Below are 20141 nucleotides of genomic sequence, written 5' to 3' on the forward strand. Positions count from 1 at the left end.
CGATCCGGGTTAACGCTGCGTGAGGTCGCGGACCGGGCGGGCGCCGGGGCGTCTCATCCCGGCAGCTTCGGCTTCGCCTTGCGTCCTCTCAGGGCGCCGCCCTGTTCGAAGACGAGAACGACGACGATCGCGATCGCGAAGGGGACGAGGAGGTAGAGGATGCGGAAGACCATCAGCGCGGCGAGGACGTCCGTTTCGGGCACGTCGCGCAGGCCCGACAGGAATGCGACCTCCAGAACCCCAAGGCCGCCGGGCGCATGGCTGATGAGCGCCAGCGAGAAGGAGATGACGAAGATGGCGAGAACGACGACGAAGCCCGGATTGGTCTCGGGCGGCAGCGCGAAATAGATGATCGAGGCGGCGAAGACGATCTCGGCGGGCGCAACGAGGATCTGTCGTCCGATGATGCTGCGCCGGGGATATTCGAGGCGGAACCGCCCGATCGTCAGCGGCTTCAGCCCGAGCAGGCTGCCGGTCAGGTAGAGCCCGACGAAGGCGGCGATGCCCACAGCGATCAGATGGGGGGCGAACGTTCCGACCTCGAAGTAGCGCGACAGGATCGAGGGTTCGATCAGGAGCGTCACCGCCCCGACGACGAGGACGCCGAGCGTGAAGGTGAAGGAGCAGAAGGCGATGAGGACCGCGACCTCGCCGACCGTCAGTCCCTTCCAGGTATAGGCGCGGTAACGCACGACGCCGCCCGAGAAGACCGAAGCGCCGATATTGTGGGAGAGGGCGTAGGTCGTGAACGAGGTCGCCGCGACATAGAAGAAGCCGATCGAACGCCGCAGATGCTTCAGCGCGAGCTGGTCGTAGAAGGCCAGCATCACGTAGGCGCAGAGCGCGGCCGAGACCGAGCCCGCCCATTGCCATGCGGTGATCGACTGAAAACTGGACAGGACGGCGTCGAGCGAAAGCTCGCGCAGCTCGTGATAGAGGAGCCAGCAGGAGAAGACGACGGCGGCGAGGCCGATGAGCGGCCAGACGGAGTCCTTCAGCTTCATTCCGTACCCTTGAGGACCGCCGTACCGCGCCAATCCGCGCGGACCGTCGGCCCTTCTCCTCCGCCGGTCCGAGGGAAACAGACGGACTTCCTTAGACAATCCTTCGTGTCACAACAATGAAGGACGCCCGGCCTCGCGCCGGGTCCGGCCGCGTGCTCGTGCCGGTCAGCGCATCAGGCGGCGGCGGTTGGCGCGCACGCGGCTGGAGTAGGGCAGGAGGCCGGCGTGAAGGATCGCGTCGGCATCGTCGACATTGCGGACCACGCCCGTCATCGCGGCGAGGGACGCGGCGATCACGGCGTTGGTCGCGGCGAGATTCATGGCGACGACGCTTTCGCCCATCGCCTGCATCTTTTCCGTCACCATCCGCTCGGCCTCGCGCCGGTCGCGCTTCGTCGGGCTCGCGGCATGGGCCCAGAACTGCATCAGCCGGGCGCCCACCACCATGGGCGCGAGCATTGCGATGCTGGTCATCTCGGCGCTCGCCTTGGCGAGCTGCCTGTCCGGGGTGGGCATGAGGTTGGACCTTTCGATGGCCGCGGTGTTGCCGGCACAAGGTGGGGCAGGCGAGGGACGATTGTTAGTGGCGTGCGCGCATGAGGCACTTGAGGCGGCGCATGACGCCATGCCGGAACGCGGCGCGCCCTTCTTGGGAACCTTTCGAACCGTGACGACATTGAGGCAGCGTGTAAACCGCCTTTCGGGGGAGTTCCTGAACATGTCTCATCGCAACGCCGCCATCGTCGCCGCGACCCTGGCCGCCGTCCTGTCCCTGTCCGCCTGCGCGAACACCATCCGCGGCGCCGGCGCCGATCTCGGCAATTCGGTGAGCGCGACGCAGGGCGCCGTCAACGACGTGGCGCGCCGCTAAGCGTCGACGTCGCGCGGTCCGCCGAACGCGCGACCGCCGGCACTTCGATCCTTCGGAAGGCTCGGGTTCCCGTGAAGGGTCCCGGGCCTTTCGTTTAAGAGCATGTCGGCGGGCCGCGCAGCGGCCCGGAAGCCTATCCGGACGTGCGAGCCGTTGCCGTCGCGTTGCGCGCGGCCGTCGCCCGATCGAGCCGGCTCGGACGAGAGAGCGCTGTGACGATCTCCTCCAGGGTCACGCGAGCGAGCGGCGTTCCGTCGTCCGCAACGATCGTCGCCGAGCGGCGGCCGTCTGCGGCAAGACGCTGCGCCGCGTCTCTCAGCCGCGTCTTCGTGGGCAGGGGCGCCCCTTCGCCCTCCGGCAGACCGGCGCTCGCACCCGGTGTCGCCGCGAGCGAGCCGACTTCCACCCAGCGCCCGTGATCGACGTCGCCGACGAATGCCGAGACGTAGTCGCTGCCCGGATCGAGCAGGATCTCCTGCCCCGTTCCCTCCCGCACCAGTTCCCCGTCCTTGAGGATGGCGATCCGGTCGCCGAGCCGCAGCGCCTCGTCGAGATCGTGGGTGATGAAGACGACGGTGCGCCCGATCTCCTTGTGAAGGTCGAGGAGGAGGCTCTGCATGTCCGTCCGGATCAGGGGGTCGAGGGCCGAGAAGGCCTCGTCCATCAGAAGGATCGGCGCATCGGTCGCCAGCGCCCGGGCGAGCCCCACGCGCTGCTGCATCCCGCCGGACAGTTCGGTCGGGTAGCGGTCCTCGTTGCCCGACAGGCCGACGCGCTCGATCCAGGCGAGCGACCGCTTCCGCCGCTCCTCGGCCGGCACGTCCGCCATCTTCAGCCCGTAGGCGACGTTCTCGAGGACGGTGCGGTGGGGCAGGAGCGCGAAGCGCTGGAACACCATGGAGATGTTGTCGCGGCGGAACTTGAGAAGCGCGCCTGGGGAGAGCGCCAGCACGTCCTGTCCCTCCACCACGACGGAGCCCGACGTCGGCTCGACGAGCCGGTTGATGTGGCGCACCAGCGTCGACTTGCCCGAGCCGGACAGGCCCATGACGACCTGGATCGTGCCGCGCGCGACGGTGAGATCGACATCGACGAGGGCAAGTTCGGCGCGGTGGCGCTCGATCAGCTCCGCCCGGCGGGCCGGGTCCTCCATGCGGCGCGCCAGAGCGTCGGCCCTGGGGCCGAAGAGCTTGGTGATCCCTTTTAGCGTGATCGCGGCGTCATCCATGGCCGTCGGTCCTGTGACGCTGGAGGCGGCGGCCATAGGCCTGGCTGGTGCGGTCGAAGATGACCGCGATGGCGACGATGGCGAGGCCGTTCAGCAGCCCCTGCGTGAAGTACTGGTTGGTGATCGCCTGAAGCACCGGCTGGCCGAGCCCCCGCACGCCGATGAGCGAGGCGACGACGACCATGGCGAGGGCCATCATGATGGTCTGGTTGATGCCGGCCATGATCGTGGGCAAGGCGAGGGGAAGCTGAACCTCCCGGAGCTTCCGCCACCGGCTGGTGCCGAAGGCGTCGGCGGCCTCCAGAACGTCGCGGTCGACCAGCCGGATGCCGAGATTGGTGAGCCGGATCACCGGCGGCATGGCGTAGATGACGACGACGATGACGCCGGGCACAATGCCGATGCCGAGCAGCATCACGATCGGGATCAGATAGACGAAGGACGGCATCGTCTGCATCACGTCGAGGATCGGGTTGACCACCGCCTGCAGCCTGTCGGAGCGCGACAGGGCGATGCCGAGCGGAATGCCGAGCGCGATGGCCAGCGCCGTGCAGACGAGGATGATCGCGAGTGTGCGCATCGTGTCCTCCCACATGCCGAGAAGACCGATGCAGAAGAGCGCCAGCGCCGTGCCGAGCGTGATGGCGAGCGAGCGCGAGGCCAGCCAGACGACGAGCGCGGCGACGGCGAGGACAAGCCACCACGGGCTCTGGATCAGCAGGTTTTCCAGCCAGAGCAGGAAGTCGAGGAGCGGGCGGAAGACGGCTTCGATCGTTCCGCCATAGGCGCGCGAGAAGCTTCGATAGGACTGGTCGATCGTGCGCGCGATCTCGCGGAGCGTGCGTCCCTCGATCTGCGGGAATTCCCAGAGCCAGTCCATCGAGGGGCCTTATCGCCTGCGTCACATCGGGCGCGCTCGGCACCGCTCGGCTTGCGGGCCGTAGAGGCCGCATGCCCTAGGATGGTTCTCGCGGAGCCCGTGTCAAACGCGCGCCCGGCACGATGAAGGCTCGGGCCCGCCGCCGATCAGTGCGGCAGGACTTCTTCGATGTCCCTGACGCGGTAGGGTTTGGAGATGCGCGGCACGGCGCTCAGATGTGCCGGAAGCTGCGGCAGGCTCCCGGAAACGAAGCAGAAGGGCACGTTGCGCGCCATCAGGTCGGCCGCCACCTTGAGCGAGGTTCGGTCGCCGCCGCCGAGGTTGAAGTCGAGGAGCGCGAAGTCCACGCCGGCGGCCACATGCCGCAGGCCCGCCTCGGCCGTCGTCGCGAACACGCAGGTCGCGCCGCAGCGTTCGGTGACGATGTCTTCGAGGTCCATCGCGATCAGAGGTTCGTCTTCGAGAATCAGGATACGCATGTTCCCGTCCTTCTTCCGCATCGACTGAGGAATGCGGCGCTCGATCGATAGTTGCAGTATTCTGAAAATTTACCTTGAAACTTAGAGAAGCCGCCTCGATTTACAGTTAATGGAAAGTAAATCTTCTTTCGCGCGTCCGAAGGTCGGGTCGTTCCGCGCCGGCCCATGAACGAACCGTCGCGCGTTCGGCCGCCGGCAGGATGAGGCACCGGCCTTGCCTCAAGGCAATCTTGACTTCCACGCTCAACAAAGCCACCACGCGGCGGCGTTTCAGCCGAGGCCGCACGGCATGCCGAAGGCGGCAGGGTTGAGAAACGAGGTCGACGATCATGCGCACGCCTTTCCGGACATCGCTCACCCGCCGCACGCTCCTTGCCGCGCTCGCCGCCGCGCTCGGGGGCGCGGCGATGCCGCACGCGGGCGCGGCCGAGGAGATCCGGTTCGAGCACGCCTTCGGGGAGGCGGTCCTTCCCGGTCCCGCGACGCGGGTCGTCTCCCTCGGCTTCACCACGCATGACACGCTTCTGGCGCTCGGAATCCAGCCGGTCGCGGTCCGCTACTGGTTCGGCGACCAGCCCTTCGGGGTCTGGCCCTGGGCGCGGGAGAAGCTCGGCGCGGCCGAGCCCGTCGTCATCTCCGGGGAGGTCGCGATCGAGACGGTCGCCTCCCTCCAGCCGGACCTCATCGTCGGGATCGGCTCCGGCATCTCGCAGGACGAATACGCGATCCTGTCGAGCATCGCGCCGACGATCATGCATCCGCCGGGCGCGACGACCTACAGCATGCCGTGGGACGAGCTGACCCGCATCCTCGGCCGGGCGGTCGGGCGCGAGGCGCTCGCCGAGGAGCTGATCGCCGACACGCGGGGCCGCTTCGAGGCCGCGCGCGAGCGGCATCCGGACTGGGCGGGGCGGACCGCCCTTGCGGCCTACCACTATGCCGGGGAGACCGGGGCCTTTTCCAGCGCCGACACGCGCGGGACCTTCCTGCGCGAGCTCGGCTTCGCCACGGTCCCGGAGATCGAGCGCCTCGCGGGCGACAATTTCTACACGGCGCTCTCGCCGGAAGACCTGTCCCCGCTCGACGTCGATCTCCTCGTCTGGATTTCCTCCTTCGACGAGGTCCCCGACCTCGTGGCGTTGCCCATGCGGCGGCTTCTGAACGCGCACCGGGAGGGCCGCGAGGTCTTCGCCGGATCGCTGCCGGCGGCGGCGCTGTCGTTCGGAAGCGTGCTTTCGCTGCCCTACGCGCTCGCAGCACTCGAGGACGACATCGCCGCCGCGATCGACGGCGACCCGGCGACGCCCGTCGCCTCCTCGGTGGACGCGGGGATTGCGCCCTGATGAAGGGCGCTGGGCTGGCGGCGCTGTTCCTTCTCGCCTGCGGCCTCACCCTCTTCGTCGGGGTGCGCGCCACGGGAATGGCCGACATCGCGCGCCTGCTCCTTGCCTTCGACCCGAACGACCCGCTGCACCTGACCATCGCCTCGATCCGGGTTCCGCGCCTTCTGGCCGGGCTGATCGCGGGGGCGGCGCTGGGCATGGCGGGCACGGTCATGCAGGCGCTGACGCGCAATCCCCTGGCCGACCCCGGCATCCTCGGGGTGAGCGCGGGCGGCGCCTTCTCCATCTTGCTCGGCTCGCTCCTTCTGCAGCGCGCGGACAGCGGGCTCGTGGCGATGCTCGCCTTTCCGGGCGCGGCGTTGGCTTCCGTTCTCGTCTTCGCGCTCGGCGGGGGCCTGCGCGGCGATGTCGGGCCGGTCCGCCTGACGCTGGCCGGCGCGGCCTTGAACGCCTTTCTTCTCTCGCTGGTCTCGGCCCTCGTCCTGACGAGGGCGGATTCGCTCGACGTCTTCCGCTTCTGGGTCACGGGCTCGCTGGCGCAGGCGGGCGAGCGGCCGCTTCTCGTCATGGGCCTCGTGACGCTCGCGACCGCCGCCTTCGCCCTTGCCGCCGCTCCCGCGATCGAAACCCTGTCGCTCGGCACGCAGCTGGCGCGCGGCCTCGGCACGCGGATCGTCCGGGCGCAGGGCGCGGCGCTTCTCGTCGTCACGCTCCTGACCGGAGCCGCCGTCGCGGTCGCCGGTCCCATCGCCTTTCTCGGTCTGATGGTGCCGCCGCTGGCGCGCCGCATCGCCGGGCACGGGCTGCGCGCCGAGCTTCTCGTCTCCGCCGTCATCGGCGCGTCCATCCTGCTCCTGGCCGACACGCTCGGGCGCCTCGTCATCGCGCCCGCCGAGGTCCGGGTCGGAATCATGACGGCGCTCGTCGGCGGTCCTGTCTTCATCTGGATCGCGCGCGGCCTTCTCAACGGGCGGCGCGCATGAGAGGCGGCGTCATCATGGCGGGGCTGCTTCTCGCCGGCATCCTCGCTTCGCTGGCGATCGGCGACGTCATGGTCGGCCCCGCCGATCTCTGGGCGGGACTGTGGACCGGGGAGGGGCCGGGCGCCCTGACGCTGCGCATCATCCGGGGACCGCGTGTGGCGACGGCGATGGGGGCGGGCGCGCTGCTCGGCCTGTCGGGCGCGCTCCTGCAGGCGCTGTTCCGCAATCCGTTGGCGGCGCCCGACCTTCTCGGCTTCAATTCGGGGGCGGGTCTCGCCATCGTCTGCGGGATCACCTTCGGCATCGCCGTTCCGGCGCCGCTCCTCGCGGCGGGGGGCGGCGTCGCGGCGGCCCTTCTGATGGTGCTCCTCGCCTGGCGGCCGGGCCATCCGACCTCGACGCTGACGCTGATCCTCGTCGGCCTCGGCATCGGCTTCTCCACGAGCGCCGTCGGCTCGTTCCTTCTCCTGACGCTGCCGGTCACCGAGGCGGCCGAGGCGCAGCGCTGGCTGACGGGCTCGCTCGCCGCGCGCAACTGGGGCCATGTCGGGCAGGTCGGAGCGCTGGGGTTCGTTCTGTGCGTCGCGACGGCCCTGCAGATCCGCTCGCTGAAACTGCTGGAACTCGGGCACGATCTGGCGACCGGCCTCGGCCTGCGCGCCGAGCGGGCCCGTCTCGGCCTGATGGCGACGGCGGTGCTTCTCGCGGCGGCGGCGGTGGCGGTGGCGGGGCCGGTGCCCTTCGTCGCGCTGATGGCCGCGCCGCTCGGCGCCGTCATCACGGGGGCGCGGCGGCCCGAGGCGCGGCTGGCGGCGGCGGCCGGCGCGGGCGCGATCGTCTGCGTCTTCGCCGATCTGGCCGCGCGTGCCGCGCTTCCGGGGAGCCAGCTCCCGATCGGCGTGATGACGGGGGTGCTCGGCGCCCCGTACCTCCTGTGGCGCCTGTCGCGCGAGATGGAAAGGGGCGAGCTTTGACCGACCTGGTCCTGAAGGCGGACACGCTGTCGCTCGGCTATCGCGACCGCCGCGTCCTGAGCGATCTGACGCTGGAGATTCCGGCCGGGCGCGTGACGTCGATCCTCGGTCCGAACGGCTGCGGCAAGTCCACGCTGCTGCGCGCCTTCGCCCGGCTCATCGCGCCGCTGGACGGGCGCGTGACGCTCGGCGGACGGGACATCGCGTCGTGCAACACCCGAGAGACCGCGCGGCAAATGGCGATCCTGCCGCAGGCGCCGCTCGCGCCCGACGGCATCGCGGTCGCCGAACTGGTGCGTCGGGGCAGGGCGCCCTGGCGCGGGTTCCTGTCGCGGTGGACGGCCGAGGACGAAGCAGCCTGCGACGCCGCGCTCGAATGGGTCGCAATGCAGGACCTCGCCGACCGGCCCTTGAACGAATTGTCGGGCGGCCAGCGCCAGCGGGCCTGGATCGCCCTCGCGCTGGCGCAGGCGACGCCGATCATGCTCCTCGACGAGCCGACGACCTGGCTCGACCTTCCGCATCAGATCGAGGTGCTCGCCCTCCTGCGGCGGCGCAATCTGGAATCGGGCACGACGGTCGTCAGCGTGCTGCACGATCTCAATCTCGCCGCCCGCTTCTCCGACCATTTCGTGCTGCTCGGGCCGTGCGGGCTCGTCGCCGCGGGCTCGCCGCGCGAGGTTCTGACCGAGGCGCATCTGGCGTCGGCCTTCGGGCTCGACGCGCTGGTGATGGACGATCCGGTGACGGGCGCGCCGATGGTGATCCCGCGATAGGGGCCTATTCCTCGCCCTTCGCGTCCTCGCGCCGCTGGTCCTCCGATCGTCCGCGCCGCCAGTAGGCCGTCACGCTGTGCCGGTCGCGCTTGAGGCCGAGCACGGCGCGGCAGTGCCGGCGGATCGCCTTGAAGTCCGCGAACTCGCAGGCCGCCCAGAGATAGGTGCCGGGTTCCAGATCGTCCGGCGTCAGCCGCTGCGCGATCTCGGCCAGCGTCGTCTCGCCCCGCATCACCCATTCGACCGAGACGTTCGGCCCGGCGGGAAGCGGCTGCTTCTCCTGCGGCCCGGCGACTTCGATATAGGCCCGGGCGGTGGCCGTCTCGTCCATGGCCGAGAGGATGCGGGCGATCGCGGGGATCGCCGTCTCGTCGCCGAGGAGGATCATCGAGCGGGCCTTGGGAACGCCCTCGCCGACCGGGCCGATGACGCCGACGATGTCGCCGGGCTGGGCGCTGACGGCAAAGGCCGAGCCGGGCGTCGCGTCCCCGTCGTGGCGCAGGATGTCGACCGCCATCTCGCCGCGTTCGGGGTCGAGAGAGCGCACCGTGTAGACGCGGGTGACGAGCTTGTCCTCGCCCTCGGGCCATCGCGGGCAGCCGTCGTCGCCGAGCAGCGGCCAGGCGGGCGTGCGCCCCTTCGGCGGAAAGAGCAGGCGGACATGGATGCCGTCTCGCGCGAAGCGGTCCAGATTCGGCCCGCGAAGGACGACGCGGCGCATGGCCGGCGTCACGTCCTGCGCGGAAACGACCCGCATCTCGCGGAAGTAGGGCGGCAGGACGCCGACCTCGCCATGACCGGTCCAGGTGATGTCGAGCGGGACCTCGCCCGCGAACTCGCGCAGATGGTGGACGAGGCCGAGCTTCATGTAGCCGAGGCTGGTCTCGTCGTTCGCCGAGACGCGCGCCTCGATCGTCTTCCCCGTCGCTTCCAGTTCGGCCCGTCCGTAGACGGTGTCGATCGTCCCCGCCCGTTCCTCCAGCGTGACGGTGCCGTGTTCCTCGTAATGTTCCACGATCTCGCGAAGGATCGTCGCCGGATCATCGAGACGGACACTGGAGCGGGCGGTGAGCATGCAGGCTAAAACCTTAGAACCATTGTACGAATGGTGCGCGAGGGCAACATCTTCGGGGCGGCTGAACCGCCGGACTGCGATCGTCCATACACCAAGTTGACTCGGTTACTCCACTTTGAAATGCCGTGGTCTTCAGTTTCCGGCCACGGAGTCGCCTCAATGTCTGTCCGCCCCTCGATGCGCGCGCTCGCGCTTCTCACCAGTTCGTGCCTGATCGCCCCGGCGGCCGCGCAGGAATCGCTGCTGCTGGACACCGTCGTCGTCGAAGGCGGTGCCGCCGGCGCGGTCGGCGTCGGCGGAGGCGGCGGACTGACGACGAGGGGCTATGTCGCGCGCGACACGGCCATCGGGACCAAGACGGACACGGACGTGCGCAAGATCCCGCAGTCGATCGGCACGGTGTCGGCGGAGGAGCTGGAGGACCGGAACGTGCAGTCGCTGGTCGAGGCGACGCGCTACACGGCGGGCGTTCGCGCGGGGCAGTACGGCTTCGACCCGCGCTTCGACACGCTCGTGATCCGCGGCTTCGACGTCACGACGACCGGCTACTACCGCGATGGCTTGCGCAGCGCGGGCGGCTCCTTCGCGGTCTTCCGCCACGAGCCCTACCTCCTCCAGGGCGTCTCGATCCTGAAGGGGCCGAGCTCGGTGCTCTACGGCGCCGGCTCGCCCGGCGGGCTCGTCAACGTCATCTCCAAGCGGCCGACGGAAACGCCCTTCCGCGAGGTCGAGGCCCAGTACGGCTCCTTCCGCCGCGTGCAGGGCAACGCCGACATCTCGGGTCCGCTCGGCGAGAACGACAATCTCCTCTACCGCCTGACGGGCGTCTGGCGGTCCGCCGACACCGAGTTCGTGGCCGTTCGCGATGACCGGATCTCGGTCGCGCCGGCCCTGACGCTTCGCTCGGACGACCAGAACACGCAGCTGACGATCCTCGGCGAATACACCGACATCCTGTCGGGCGGCGCCACGGGCTGGATCTCGTTCGACGGCCGCATCACCGACATCGAGTACGGCGATCCGCGCTACCGCGACTACGACCACGAGCAGTGGCGCATCGGCTACGAGTTCAGCCACGCCTTCAACGAGAGCCTCACCTTCCGTCAGAACCTGCGCTACCAGGAGGTGGACGCCGACCTCAGATGGGTCTCGGTCACCTCGCTCTCGGAGGACGGCCAGCGCGGGCTGCGCACCGCCAACCGCCTCGTCGACCGCTCCGCCAACCTGTCGCTCGACAACCAGCTCCAGGCGGGTTTCCAGACCGGCGGCATCGCCCATACGCTCCTCGGCGGGCTCGACTACGTGTCCCTCGACCGGGACTACGGCTACGCAGGCGGCTTCCCCGCGCCGGACCTCGATCTCGCGACCCGGAACTACGGCGCCAATCCGATCACGCCGGTCGGCCCCGTGCCGTGGCAGACCAACACCCAGCAGGAGCAGCTCGGCCTCTACCTGCAGGATCAGGCGGAGTACGGCGGCTTCGTCCTGACGGCCGGCGGGCGCTACGACTGGCTTTCGACCGACACGCGCGATCTCGACAGCGATTCCCTGCTCAACGCGGACGACGAGAAGTTCACCGGCCGCGTGGGGTTGGCCTATCTCTTCGACAACGGCCTCTCGCCCTATGTCAGCTATTCGACCTCCTTCGCCCCGACCACGGGCGCCGACCGCTTCGGCAACCCCTTCGAGCCGACCACCGGCCGGCAGGAGGAGGTCGGCCTGCGCTACATGCCGGACGATCTGAACCTCTCGGTCCAGGCGGCGCTCTTCCGCATCCGCCAGTCGAGCATCCTGCAGACCGTATCCTCCGCGCCCTTCATCCAGGAGCAGACGGGAGAGGTGCAGTCGCGCGGCTTCGAGGTCCAGGCGACGACGGGCATCACCGACCATCTCGCGGTGACGGCGGCCTACACCTATCTCGACATGGAGAACCGTGAGGGGGTGAACCGGGGCAATTTCCCGGCGGGCATTCCCGAGCACCAGGCCTCGCTCTGGGCGGACTACGATGTCACCGTCGGGCCGCTCCAGGGGCTGGGACTCGGCGGCGGCGTGCGCTTCATCGGCTCCAGCTTCGTGGACGAGGCGAACAGCCGGCGGAACGCCTCGCGCACGCTCTTCGACGCGACGCTCTCCTATGATTTCGGCGCCCGAAACGTCGCCTTCGAGGGCGTCAGCGCGCAGATTTCGGCCAAGAACGTCTTCGACGAGCAGAAGGTGACCTGCACGGACTTCTACTGCTACCGCGAGGAGGGCCGGAACGTGATCGGCTCGCTGAAGTACCGCTTCTGACGCTCGAAGCACGTCTCAACGAAGAAGGCCCGGGCGGATCGCTCCGCCCGGGCCTTCTTGTGTCTCGCACCGACGATCCTTTAGAGCCTTTCAGGCCGTTACGGACTCACTCTGTTTGCCGTTCGCCGCTCGCGTTCCGCGAGAAGGGTCGCGATGGTCGTAGCGGGCTACGGTCGAGCGAGCCGACGAAGTGGACGCCCGGCGAACGCAAACCCGAAGGGCCGGGTGCATTCGGTCCGATCCCGTCGTGGTCGGCCTACGGCCGTAGCCCCGCTACGACCTTGTCCGGCCCCTCGACCTTGAACGCGAATGCTTCCCGGCAGAGTGTTTCCGTAACGGGCTGAAAGGCTCTAGATCAGCAGGTCGGCGATGATCTGGTTGTCGGTGATGTCCTGGTAGCGGATGCCGTCCGCTTCGAAGCGGCGCAGGAGGCCGTCGAAGTTCGCCGCGTCCTTGGTCTCGATGCCGAGCAGGATCGAGCCGACCTCGCGGGAGGACTTCTTCAGATACTCGAAGCGGGCGATGTCGTCGTCCGGGCCGAGCAGCGTCAGGAAGTCCTTGAGCGCGCCGGGGCGCTGGGCGAGGCGAAGGATGAAGTACTTCTTGCGGCCCTCGTAGCGCAGCGAGCGCTCCTTCACGTCCGGCAGGCGCTCGAAGTCGAAATTGCCGCCCGAGACGACGAGCACGACGGTCTTGCCCCGCACGGTCGGCCCGAGCTGCTTCAGGGCGTCGATGGCGAGCGCCCCGGCCGGCTCGACGACGATGCCCTCCACGTTCAGCATTTCGAGCATGGTCGAGCAGGTGCTGCCCTCGGGCGAAAGCAGCACCTTCTCCGGCGGGAAGCGCGACAGGGCCTCGAAGGGGAGGGTGCCGATCTCCGCCACCGCGGCGCCGTCCACGAAGCCGTCGAGCTGCGGCAGCTTCACCAGCCGCCCCTCGGTCAGCGAGGTGCGAAGGCTCGGCGCGCCGAGCGGCTCGACGAAGCGGAAGTCCGGCCCGCTTTCTCCGTCGAAATAGCGCACGAGGCCGGAGGAGAGACCGCCGCCGCCGACCGGCAGCACCATCAGATCCACCGCCTCGCCGTTGAGCTGGCGCGTCACCTCCACGCCGACGCTCGCCTGCCCCTCGACGATGTCCTCATGGTCGAAGGGCGGCACCATGGCCGCGCCGCTCGACGCCGCATAGGCCTTGGCGGCCGCGTAGCACTCGTCGAAGAAGTCGCCGACGAGCTCGATCTCGATCGAGCCGTTGCCGAAGGTGCGGGTCTTGTCGATCTTCTGCTGCGGCGTCGTCACCGGCATGAACACGCGGCCCTTGCGGCCGAAATGGCGGCAGGCGAAGGCGAAGCCCTGCGCGTGGTTGCCGGCCGAGGCGCAGGTGAAGCTGGAGGCGCTCTCGCCGGCCGCGATGCGCTTGCGCATGAAGTTGAAGGCGCCGCGGATCTTGTAGGACCGCACCGGCGTCAGATCCTCACGCTTGAGGAAGATGCGCGCGCCGTAGCGGTTCGACAGGTGCTCGTTCAGCTGCAGCGGCGTTGCGGGAAACAGCGCGCGAAGGGCGGCCTCGGCCTGTGCGGCGCGGCTCTGGAAATCGGTCGTGGACATCGGGATCGGGCTTCTCGGAAGCAGGCGGACGCCTGCGTGCATTCGCGGGGATGCGGTCATGGGTTCGAGACGCGGCGGCCCCTCGGGGGCGGCTCGCGGCCGGACGCGCTCCGAAGGCAGGCCGGATGCCGGCTGGCAACCGACCGCCCTAGAGGGCGCCGGCGCCGATAATCGACAGAGAAGCCACTGGACCCATCGTCTCGACGACCCTTCGCGGGCCGTCCCTCGAATGCTCAAGAACCGTTCGGTACGCCTATCGCGCCTGGAAGCCCGTTTGTAAAGGTCAGACGAAGAGGTCGACGATCTCGAAGCGATCGACATCGACGAGCCCGGCGTCCGAGATGCGAAGGCTCGGGATGACGACGAGCGCCAGCAGCGAATGCTGCATATAGGCGTTGTTCAGCGTGCAGCCCGCCTGCCGCATGGCTTCGATCAGCCGGTCCGCCTTTTGCGCCACCACTTCGCAGCGCTCCGTGGACATCAGGCCCGCGACCGGCAGCTCGATCAGCGCCTTCTCCTCGCCCCCCGCGAAGAAGACCACGCCCCCGCCGACCTCGCCGAGACGGTTGGCCGCGCGCGCCATTTCCTCGCGGTCCGTGCCGACCACGATCATGTGGTGGGAATCGTGCGCGACCGTCGAGGCCATCGCCATCCGCCCGCGATAGCCGAAACCGGAGACGAAGGCGTTGACGACGCCGCCCGTGCCGCGATGGCGCTCGACCAGCGCGATCTGGCAGACGCCCTGCGCCTCATCCGGCTCCACCAGCCCGTCGCGAACGGGAAGGTCCGCCGTCAGGGCTCTGGTCGGGGCCTGGTTCTCCACGACGCCGATCACCCGCACGGTCGCGGAATTGGCGCCGTCCTTCGCCGGTACCGAAAAATCCTCCGGGGAGAGGCGCTTGCCGAGCTTCACCGTGCCCTTGGCGCTCGCCGGATAGTCGTAGGCCGGAATGTCGGTGACGAGCCGCCCATCTTCTGCCAGCTTCTCGCCGCGCGCGAACACCATGTCGATGGCGAGCGAGGGCAGGTCGGAGACGATGAGGAAGTCCGCCCGGCGTCCCGGCGTCACCGAGCCGATCTCGCGGGCGAGGCCGAAATGCTCGGCCGTGTTGAGCGTCGCCATCTGGATGGCGGTGACCGGCTTCAGCCCTTGGGCGATGGCATGGCGCACCACCCGGTCCATGTGGCCGTCATGAACGAGCGTTCCGGAGTGGCAGTCGTCGGTGCACAGGATGAAGGAGCGCGGGTCGAGGCCGAGTTCGGTGACGGCGCGGATCTGCGTCGCGACGTCGTACCAAGCGCTGCCGAGGCGCAGCATCGCCTTCATGCCCTGGCGCACCCGCGCCACCGCGTCCTCCATCCGGGTGCCCTCATGGTCGTCCTCCGGGCCGCCCGCGACATAGCCGTGGAAGGGCAGGCCGAGGTCGGGCGAGGCGTAGTGGCCTCCCACCGTCTTTCCCGCCCGTCGCGCGGCGGCGATGGCGCCGACCATGGTCGGGTCGTTCGCCGAGACGCCGGGGAAGTTCATCACCTCGCCGATGCCGACGATCAGCGGCCAGCCCATCGCCTCCGCCACGTCCTGCGGCGTGACGCTGGCGCCGGCGTTCTCCAGGCCCGGCGCGGAGGGCACGCAGGAGGGCATCTGCACATAGACGTTGACGGGCTGGACCAGCGCCTCGTCATGCATGAGCTTCACGCCCGGAAGGCCCAGCACGTTGGCGATCTCGTGCGGATCGACGAACATGGAGGTGGTGCCGTGCGGCGCGACGGCCCGCACGAACTCCGTCACCGTCACCATGCCGCTCTCGATATGCATGTGCGCGTCGCACAGGCCCGGCACGACATATCGGCCCCTCGCGTCGATCACCTGCGTCGTCTCGCCGATCGCGTGGCCGGCGTCCGGGCCGCAAAAAGCGAAGCGTCCCGCCTTCACGGCGATGTCGGTCGCCTCGACGATCTCGCCGGAATGGACGTTCACCCAGCGGCAGTTCCGCACGACGAGATCGGCCGGCGCGCGGCCCATCGCGACGTCGACGAGTTGAGGCGCGACGGCCTCGAACGGAGCGGGCAGGGGGCTCGTCATGGTCGGCCTCGTTTTCGGTGCGTCTCTGCCCCCTTCGATAGATCAGCGTGCGGGAGCGGGAAAGCCTCGAAGGCCATGCCACCGCGTCGCGCGCTCAGGATGGGCTGGTGCGGGCTGCGGGACTCGAACCCGCAAGGGACAGGCCCGGCAGATTTTAAGTCTGCTGCGTCTACCAGTTTCGCCAAGCCCGCTTCGCCGCATGGGCGGCTGCCCGTTCTTGGGCGATTTCCGCGCCTCGCTCAAGGCCGGGCCGGCCCCGGTCCAGCCGTTTTCCCGTTCAGCTTCGGTTCATCGCCCGCCGTCCAAGAAGCCACCCGAAACGGATTCCGGTCGCGGGACCGTGATCTTAACGATTGAATTACGAACACGCATTGCGGGCCTTCTGCAGACGTGTTTGAGTGCAGAAATCGAGAGGTCAAGCGTTGTTGGGGAGGGTGTTCGACATGCCGACCGTGACGCATAAGGACATTCTGGTGACCGGCACCGAGGCGTCGCAGAACGATGCGACGGCTGCGGAAGCGGCGCGCAGGATTCTCGTCCATCTGAAGCGCGGAAACGTGGCTCTCGACCGGCTTCGCACGTCGCTGGAGCGCGACGAGGCGCGGACCCAGCCGGCCCGCTGACCGGTCTATCGTTCTGCGGAGACTGAAAGCGCAAGCGCGTCGGCCGGCCTGAGCCGCCACGGCCGCGAGCCTTGTGCTGCGAGCGGCCAGTTGTCGCGTGCCGGCGGCTCGGGCCCGCTTCACGGCGTGGACCTGTCTTCGCGATCCGAGCGATCATTCGAGAATGATGGGAAGGGCGAGCGCCGGGCGCCCGCCCTTCGCTTTGTTTACGACGAGAGCTTGGCCGCGATTTCGGCGGTGTGCTTGCCCTGGAACCTGGCGCCGTCGAGGTCGGTCGCGCTCGGCTGGCGCGAACCGTCGCCACCCGCGATCGTCGTGGCGCCGTAGGGCGAGCCGCCGGCGATCTCGTTCAGCGTCATCTGGCCCTGGAACGCGTAGGGCAGGCCGACGATGACGAGGCCGTGGTGCAGGAGCGTCTTGTGGATGCCGAACAGCGTGGTCTCGTTGCCGCCGTGCTGCGTGGCGGACGAGGTGAAAGCGCCGCCGACCTTGCCGACCAGCGCGCCCTTCGCCCACAGCCCGCCCGTGCGATCCCAGAACGAACCCATCTGCGAGCTCATGTTGCCGTAGCGAGTCGGCGCGCCGACGATGATCGCGTCGTAGTTCGCCAGATCGTCCGGCTGCGCTTCCGGATGGCCGGTGTCGGACTGGAAGCCGGCCGCCTCGACCACCTCCTTGGGCGCGGTCTCGGGGACGCGCTTGATGTCGACGCTCGCGCCGGCGCTGCGCGCGCCTTCGGCGACCGCCTCGGCCATCTTCGCGACGTGACCGTAGCTGGAGTAGTAGAGGACGAGGACCTTGGCCATACAGAGGCTCCGTTCTGTGTTCGGGAACGAGCGCGAAGGTAGGGCAGAGCGGGCGAAGGTCGCGAGCCCCAATCGCTGGAAGCACCGTTCACGAACCGCGATGGACGATCCGTCGCAGCCCGGCTCCCGAGACCGGCGGTTCAGATCGCCCGGCGATCCCTGAACTGCTCGATCAGCGCCTGAGAGGCGCGGTCGATGAAGATCCGCACGGACGGGAGCATTCCGCGCCGGGTCGGGAAGGCCATGTGAAGGATCGTCGTGTCCGAGCGGTATTGCGGCAGGACCTGCCGCATCCGCCCGTCGTCGATGGCGCTGCGCACCACCGCCTCGGGGAGCAGCGCGACCCCGAGCGAGCGTCGGCAGAGATGGGCGATGGCCGTCAGATCGTCGGAGACGACGACGGGGCTGTGGTGGTGGCGATGGACGGCGCCCGTTTCGTCGAGAAGCGTCCACTCGCCCGCCGGTCCCGTCCGGCTGCCGATCGTGGGAAAGCGCGAGAGGTCCGACAGCTCCTTGGGTTCGCCCAAGCGCTCGATCAGCTCGGGCCCGGCGACGAGGACGGCGTGCAGCATGGCCAGCTGCTTCACGATCAGATCCTGTTCGGTATCGAGCTTGGAGCGCGCGCGCACCGCGACGTCCACCTGTTCGTGGATGAGGTCCACCCGGCGCATGGAGACCAGAAGCTCGACGCGCACGTTGGGATAGTCCGCCAGGAAGCCGGGCAGCATGTTGCTGATGGCGTCGGCGCAGTCGCCCGGCGGACAGGAGACGCGCAGGAGCCCGCGCGGCTCGCCGACGTAGAATTGCGTCACGGTCTCCGCCGCCTCGATCTCGGCCAGCGCCGCTTCGCAATGGGCGAAGAACATCTGTCCGATCTCGGTGACCTCGAAACGGCTGGTGGAGCGCTGGACGAGCCGCGCGCCGAGCCGGTCCTCCAGTTCACGCACACGGCGGCTGAGTCGCGACTTCGGAACCCCGGTGGCGCGGCTCGCTGCGCTGAAGCCCCGATGGCGGACGATCGCGGCGAAATAGAAGAAGTCGTTCAGATCTCGATCGCCGGCCTGTTCCATGGATGGCACAGCACGTCTCGCCGAGGCGTCTAACGCAGCCGAGGGGGAACTCATATCTCAGTCTCATCGAATTGAGCGGGGCGCACGAACCTCGGCACCCGCCGCGATGTTAAAGGTGAAGAAATGAACGCTTTCCGCAAGACCTCCGCCCTTCTCGCCCTCTCGCTGATGGTCGCCGCCGGCCCCGCCACCGCCTATGGAGTGAGCCCGAGCGCCCCCGATTCCGACCAGGACGCCTCGACCGTGCATGCGTCGGAGATGGGACAGACGTCCGACCACGACGCCCCGCGCATCGGCGTGAGCCCGACCGCTCCGGCCAGCGAATTCAACGCGACGACCGTGCAGATGTCGGAGACGCGCGGCCAGACCGGCAACCCCGCTCCGCGCATCGGCGTCTCGCCCTCCGCGCCGGACCAGGTGTTCGACGCGACGACCGTTCCGGTCAGCGCGGTCAACTGATCGCTTCAAGCCAGGATCGCGGCGACGGCCCCTTCTCCCGAGAGCCGCTGCCGCGAACGGATCGAGAGGCACGGCGACGAGCTTTCGTCGCCGTGCCTTTTTGCGTGAGAGCGTGCCGAAGGTGAAGGGCGCTCAGCCCTCCGTGTCCTCGATCGCCGGGGTCGAGACGTCACGGGTGGAGAGCGGGCGGAAGCCCATCTTGCGATAGAGGGGCAGCGCGGCCGGGTGGTCGAGCGTGTTCGTCTCGACCGTCAGGCCACTCGGCTGCTCGTCGAATCCGGCGAGGATCGCATGGCTCAGAAGATAGCGCGCCAGTCCCTGACCCCGGAACTCCGGCATGGTGGCGAAGTGGACGAGCCGCGTCTGCTTGGGAGCCCGTCCGGCCTCCAGCTCGAACCAGCCGGCCGGCGCGCCGTCGCAATACAGGACCTGGATGCGCGTGTTCGCGCCGTGGACCTCGCGCGCGAGATCGGCATCGGACAGGTGCCGGCTCGTCCAGTGGTGCGGCCGTCCGACCGTGTAGAGATAGCGGTAGAAGGCGAGCGGGATGTTGCGCACCTTCAGGATGTCGAGGCTGCGTCCGTTCGCCGGCTTGGCGACCGGCTCGCGCGGCGGCGAATGCATGACGAGCTGGGTGACGGTGGTGTCGACGAGGCGCATCGCGTTCAATTCCGTGCCGGTCCCGTTTCGACGGGCGTGTCGGGCGCCGAGCCCCATTCGGTCCAGGAGCCGTCATAGAGGCGCCCCTGGTCGCGCCCCGTGGAGGCGAGGGCGAGGTTGATGATTGCGGCGGTCACGCCGGAGCCGCAGCTCGTGACGATCTCGCCGTCGGGATCGACGCCCGCTTCGGCGAAGGCCTTCTCCAGTTCGTCCGCCGATTTGAGCCGGCCCTTTTCGATCAGCTCGGTGATCGGCAGGGAGCGCGCGCCCGGCATATGGCCGCCGCGCACGCCCGCGCGGGGCTCCGGTGCCTCGGCGCGGAAGCGCTCGCCCGAGCGGGCGTCCGCGATTTGAGCGCCGGCTTCGTTCACGATCCGCTTCATCTCGTCGAGACGGACGACGGCGCTCTCGTCCAGAACGGCGTCGAAGCGGGCGGGCGCCTTTTCGGACGGTCCCGTCTCCAGCGCGCCCCCGTTCGCGCGCCAGGCCGGCAGCCCGCCGTCGAGAACGCGCACCTTGCGGGCGCCGAAGGTGCGAAGCATCCACCAGCCGCGCGCCGCCGAGAACAGGCCGGCGCCGTCATAGACCACGATCTCGTCCTCGCTGGACACGCCCATCCGGCCGAGCGCCTCGCCGAAGATGTCGGCGGAGGGAAGCGTGTGGGGCAGCGTCGAGGACGGATCGACCACCGCGTCCTGGTCGAGGAAGACCGCGCCCGGAACGTGCCCCGCCTCGAACTCGGCGCGGGGGTCGCGATTTTGCGCAGGCAGGTACCAGGAGGCATCGACGATCGAGAGACCGCTTTCGCCGAGCCGCGCGGAGAGCTCGGCCGGGCTGATGAGATGGGGGTTTTCGGTCACGTTCGGCGGCGCCTTTCGAGGATTCGAAGCCGAGGATAGAGGGCGGGTCGGGCGAACGGAAGGCGAAGCCGCGC

General features: G+C 69.0%; 20 protein-coding genes and 1 tRNA gene. 8 read left to right on the top strand and 13 right to left on the bottom strand.

The genetic code is table 11. The annotated features are described in order from the left end of the window. Positions 1 to 53: 53 nt before the first annotated feature. On the bottom strand, positions 54 to 1004 hold the full coding sequence (locus AC6R2M_RS05830) for a lysylphosphatidylglycerol synthase domain-containing protein (protein WP_500486390.1): 951 nt from the start codon (positions 1002 to 1004) through the stop codon (positions 54 to 56). Positions 1005 to 1169: 165 nt separating this feature from the next. Then, positions 1170 to 1520, bottom strand: a complete 351-nt coding sequence (locus AC6R2M_RS05835; protein ID WP_500486392.1) for a hypothetical protein — start codon at positions 1518 to 1520, stop codon at positions 1170 to 1172. Positions 1521 to 1722: 202 nt separating this feature from the next. Here AC6R2M_RS05835 and AC6R2M_RS05840 point away from each other — a divergent pair, with 202 nt between their 5' ends. After that, positions 1723 to 1875: an entericidin domain-containing protein gene (locus AC6R2M_RS05840; RefSeq protein ID WP_500486394.1), complete on the top strand. Its 153-nt coding sequence runs from the start codon at positions 1723 to 1725 to the stop codon at positions 1873 to 1875. A gap of 133 nt (positions 1876 to 2008) precedes the next feature. Here AC6R2M_RS05840 and AC6R2M_RS05845 read toward each other — a convergent pair whose 3' ends face one another. The 3 genes from AC6R2M_RS05845 to AC6R2M_RS05855 form a co-directional block, all read right to left on the bottom strand. Beyond that, complete coding sequence (locus AC6R2M_RS05845) at positions 2009 to 3103, bottom strand: quaternary amine ABC transporter ATP-binding protein (RefSeq protein ID WP_500486396.1); 1095 nt, start codon at positions 3101 to 3103, stop codon at positions 2009 to 2011. Continuing rightward, entirely contained in the window at positions 3096 to 3983 is an 888-nt protein-coding gene (locus AC6R2M_RS05850) for an ABC transporter permease (RefSeq protein ID WP_500486398.1), read from the bottom strand. The genes AC6R2M_RS05845 and AC6R2M_RS05850 overlap by 8 nt, the downstream gene beginning before the upstream one ends. Before the next feature lie 146 nt (positions 3984 to 4129). Next, complete coding sequence (locus AC6R2M_RS05855; RefSeq protein WP_500486400.1) at positions 4130 to 4462, bottom strand: response regulator; 333 nt, start codon at positions 4460 to 4462, stop codon at positions 4130 to 4132. Between the two features lie 329 nt (positions 4463 to 4791). On the opposite strand from AC6R2M_RS05855, the gene AC6R2M_RS05860 reads away from it, so the two are divergent. Genes AC6R2M_RS05860 through AC6R2M_RS05875 form a run of 4 tightly spaced genes read left to right on the top strand, consistent with a single transcriptional unit; the run spans position 4792 to position 8538 of the window. Further along, a complete protein-coding gene (locus AC6R2M_RS05860) occupies positions 4792 to 5805 on the top strand; it encodes an iron-siderophore ABC transporter substrate-binding protein (protein ID WP_500486402.1) in 1014 nt (337 codons plus the stop codon). Then, positions 5805 to 6788, top strand: coding sequence for a FecCD family ABC transporter permease (locus AC6R2M_RS05865; protein ID WP_500486404.1), 984 nt, complete (start codon positions 5805 to 5807; stop codon positions 6786 to 6788). The genes AC6R2M_RS05860 and AC6R2M_RS05865 overlap by 1 nt, the downstream gene beginning before the upstream one ends. After that, positions 6785 to 7762 carry a FecCD family ABC transporter permease gene (locus AC6R2M_RS05870; protein WP_500486406.1) on the top strand — a complete coding sequence of 326 codons (978 nt, stop codon included), beginning with the start codon at positions 6785 to 6787 and terminating at the stop codon, positions 7760 to 7762. The genes AC6R2M_RS05865 and AC6R2M_RS05870 overlap by 4 nt, the downstream gene beginning before the upstream one ends. After that, positions 7759 to 8538 carry an ABC transporter ATP-binding protein gene (locus AC6R2M_RS05875; RefSeq protein ID WP_500486408.1) on the top strand — a complete coding sequence of 260 codons (780 nt, stop codon included), beginning with the start codon at positions 7759 to 7761 and terminating at the stop codon, positions 8536 to 8538. Before AC6R2M_RS05870 ends, AC6R2M_RS05875 begins: the two co-directional genes overlap by 4 nt. 4 nt (positions 8539 to 8542) lie before the next feature. Here AC6R2M_RS05875 and AC6R2M_RS05880 read toward each other — a convergent pair whose 3' ends face one another. Then, on the bottom strand, positions 8543 to 9613 hold the full coding sequence (locus AC6R2M_RS05880; RefSeq protein ID WP_500486410.1) for a DUF2218 domain-containing protein: 1071 nt from the start codon (positions 9611 to 9613) through the stop codon (positions 8543 to 8545). 159 nt (positions 9614 to 9772) lie between these two features. Between AC6R2M_RS05880 and AC6R2M_RS05885 the strand changes: the two genes are divergently transcribed. Continuing rightward, the gene (locus AC6R2M_RS05885; protein ID WP_500486412.1) at positions 9773 to 11902 is read left to right on the top strand and encodes a TonB-dependent siderophore receptor; all 2130 of its coding nucleotides are present in this window, start codon (positions 9773 to 9775) and stop codon (positions 11900 to 11902) included. Positions 11903 to 12252: 350 nt separating this feature from the next. Here the strand turns inward: AC6R2M_RS05885 and ilvA are convergent, their stop codons facing one another. The 3 genes from ilvA to AC6R2M_RS05900 all read right to left on the bottom strand — a co-directional run bounded on the left by ilvA (position 12253) and on the right by AC6R2M_RS05900 (position 15780). Continuing rightward, positions 12253 to 13506, bottom strand: coding sequence for a threonine ammonia-lyase IlvA (gene ilvA / locus AC6R2M_RS05890; RefSeq protein WP_500486414.1), 1254 nt, complete (start codon positions 13504 to 13506; stop codon positions 12253 to 12255). A gap of 283 nt (positions 13507 to 13789) precedes the next feature. Then, positions 13790 to 15589: an adenine deaminase gene (ade, locus tag AC6R2M_RS05895; protein ID WP_500486416.1), complete on the bottom strand. Its 1800-nt coding sequence runs from the start codon at positions 15587 to 15589 to the stop codon at positions 13790 to 13792. Between the two features lie 105 nt (positions 15590 to 15694). Next, positions 15695 to 15780, bottom strand: a tRNA-Leu gene (locus tag AC6R2M_RS05900). 252 nt (positions 15781 to 16032) lie between these two features. Between AC6R2M_RS05900 and AC6R2M_RS05905 the strand changes: the two genes are divergently transcribed. Then, a complete protein-coding gene (locus tag AC6R2M_RS05905; protein ID WP_500486418.1) occupies positions 16033 to 16212 on the top strand; it encodes a hypothetical protein in 180 nt (59 codons plus the stop codon). 206 nt (positions 16213 to 16418) lie between these two features. On the opposite strand, the gene wrbA is transcribed toward AC6R2M_RS05905, so the two are convergent. Both wrbA and AC6R2M_RS05915 read right to left on the bottom strand, forming a co-directional pair. Next, complete coding sequence (wrbA, locus tag AC6R2M_RS05910; RefSeq protein ID WP_500486420.1) at positions 16419 to 17018, bottom strand: NAD(P)H:quinone oxidoreductase; 600 nt, start codon at positions 17016 to 17018, stop codon at positions 16419 to 16421. A 140-nt stretch (positions 17019 to 17158) separates the two neighbouring features. Beyond that, the gene (locus AC6R2M_RS05915; RefSeq protein ID WP_500486422.1) at positions 17159 to 18088 is read right to left on the bottom strand and encodes a LysR family transcriptional regulator; all 930 of its coding nucleotides are present in this window, start codon (positions 18086 to 18088) and stop codon (positions 17159 to 17161) included. 123 nt (positions 18089 to 18211) lie between these two features. Here AC6R2M_RS05915 and AC6R2M_RS05920 point away from each other — a divergent pair, with 123 nt between their 5' ends. Next, positions 18212 to 18547, top strand: coding sequence for a hypothetical protein (locus AC6R2M_RS05920; RefSeq protein WP_500486424.1), 336 nt, complete (start codon positions 18212 to 18214; stop codon positions 18545 to 18547). A gap of 132 nt (positions 18548 to 18679) precedes the next feature. Here the strand turns inward: AC6R2M_RS05920 and AC6R2M_RS05925 are convergent, their stop codons facing one another. Then, a complete protein-coding gene (locus AC6R2M_RS05925; RefSeq protein WP_500486426.1) occupies positions 18680 to 19207 on the bottom strand; it encodes a GNAT family N-acetyltransferase in 528 nt (175 codons plus the stop codon). 5 nt (positions 19208 to 19212) lie between these two features. Further along, positions 19213 to 20067: a 3-mercaptopyruvate sulfurtransferase gene (sseA, locus tag AC6R2M_RS05930; RefSeq protein ID WP_500486428.1), complete on the bottom strand. Its 855-nt coding sequence runs from the start codon at positions 20065 to 20067 to the stop codon at positions 19213 to 19215. Positions 20068 to 20141 lie beyond the last annotated feature (74 nt).

It is taken from the genome of Aureimonas sp. CAS (assembly GCF_059838215.1).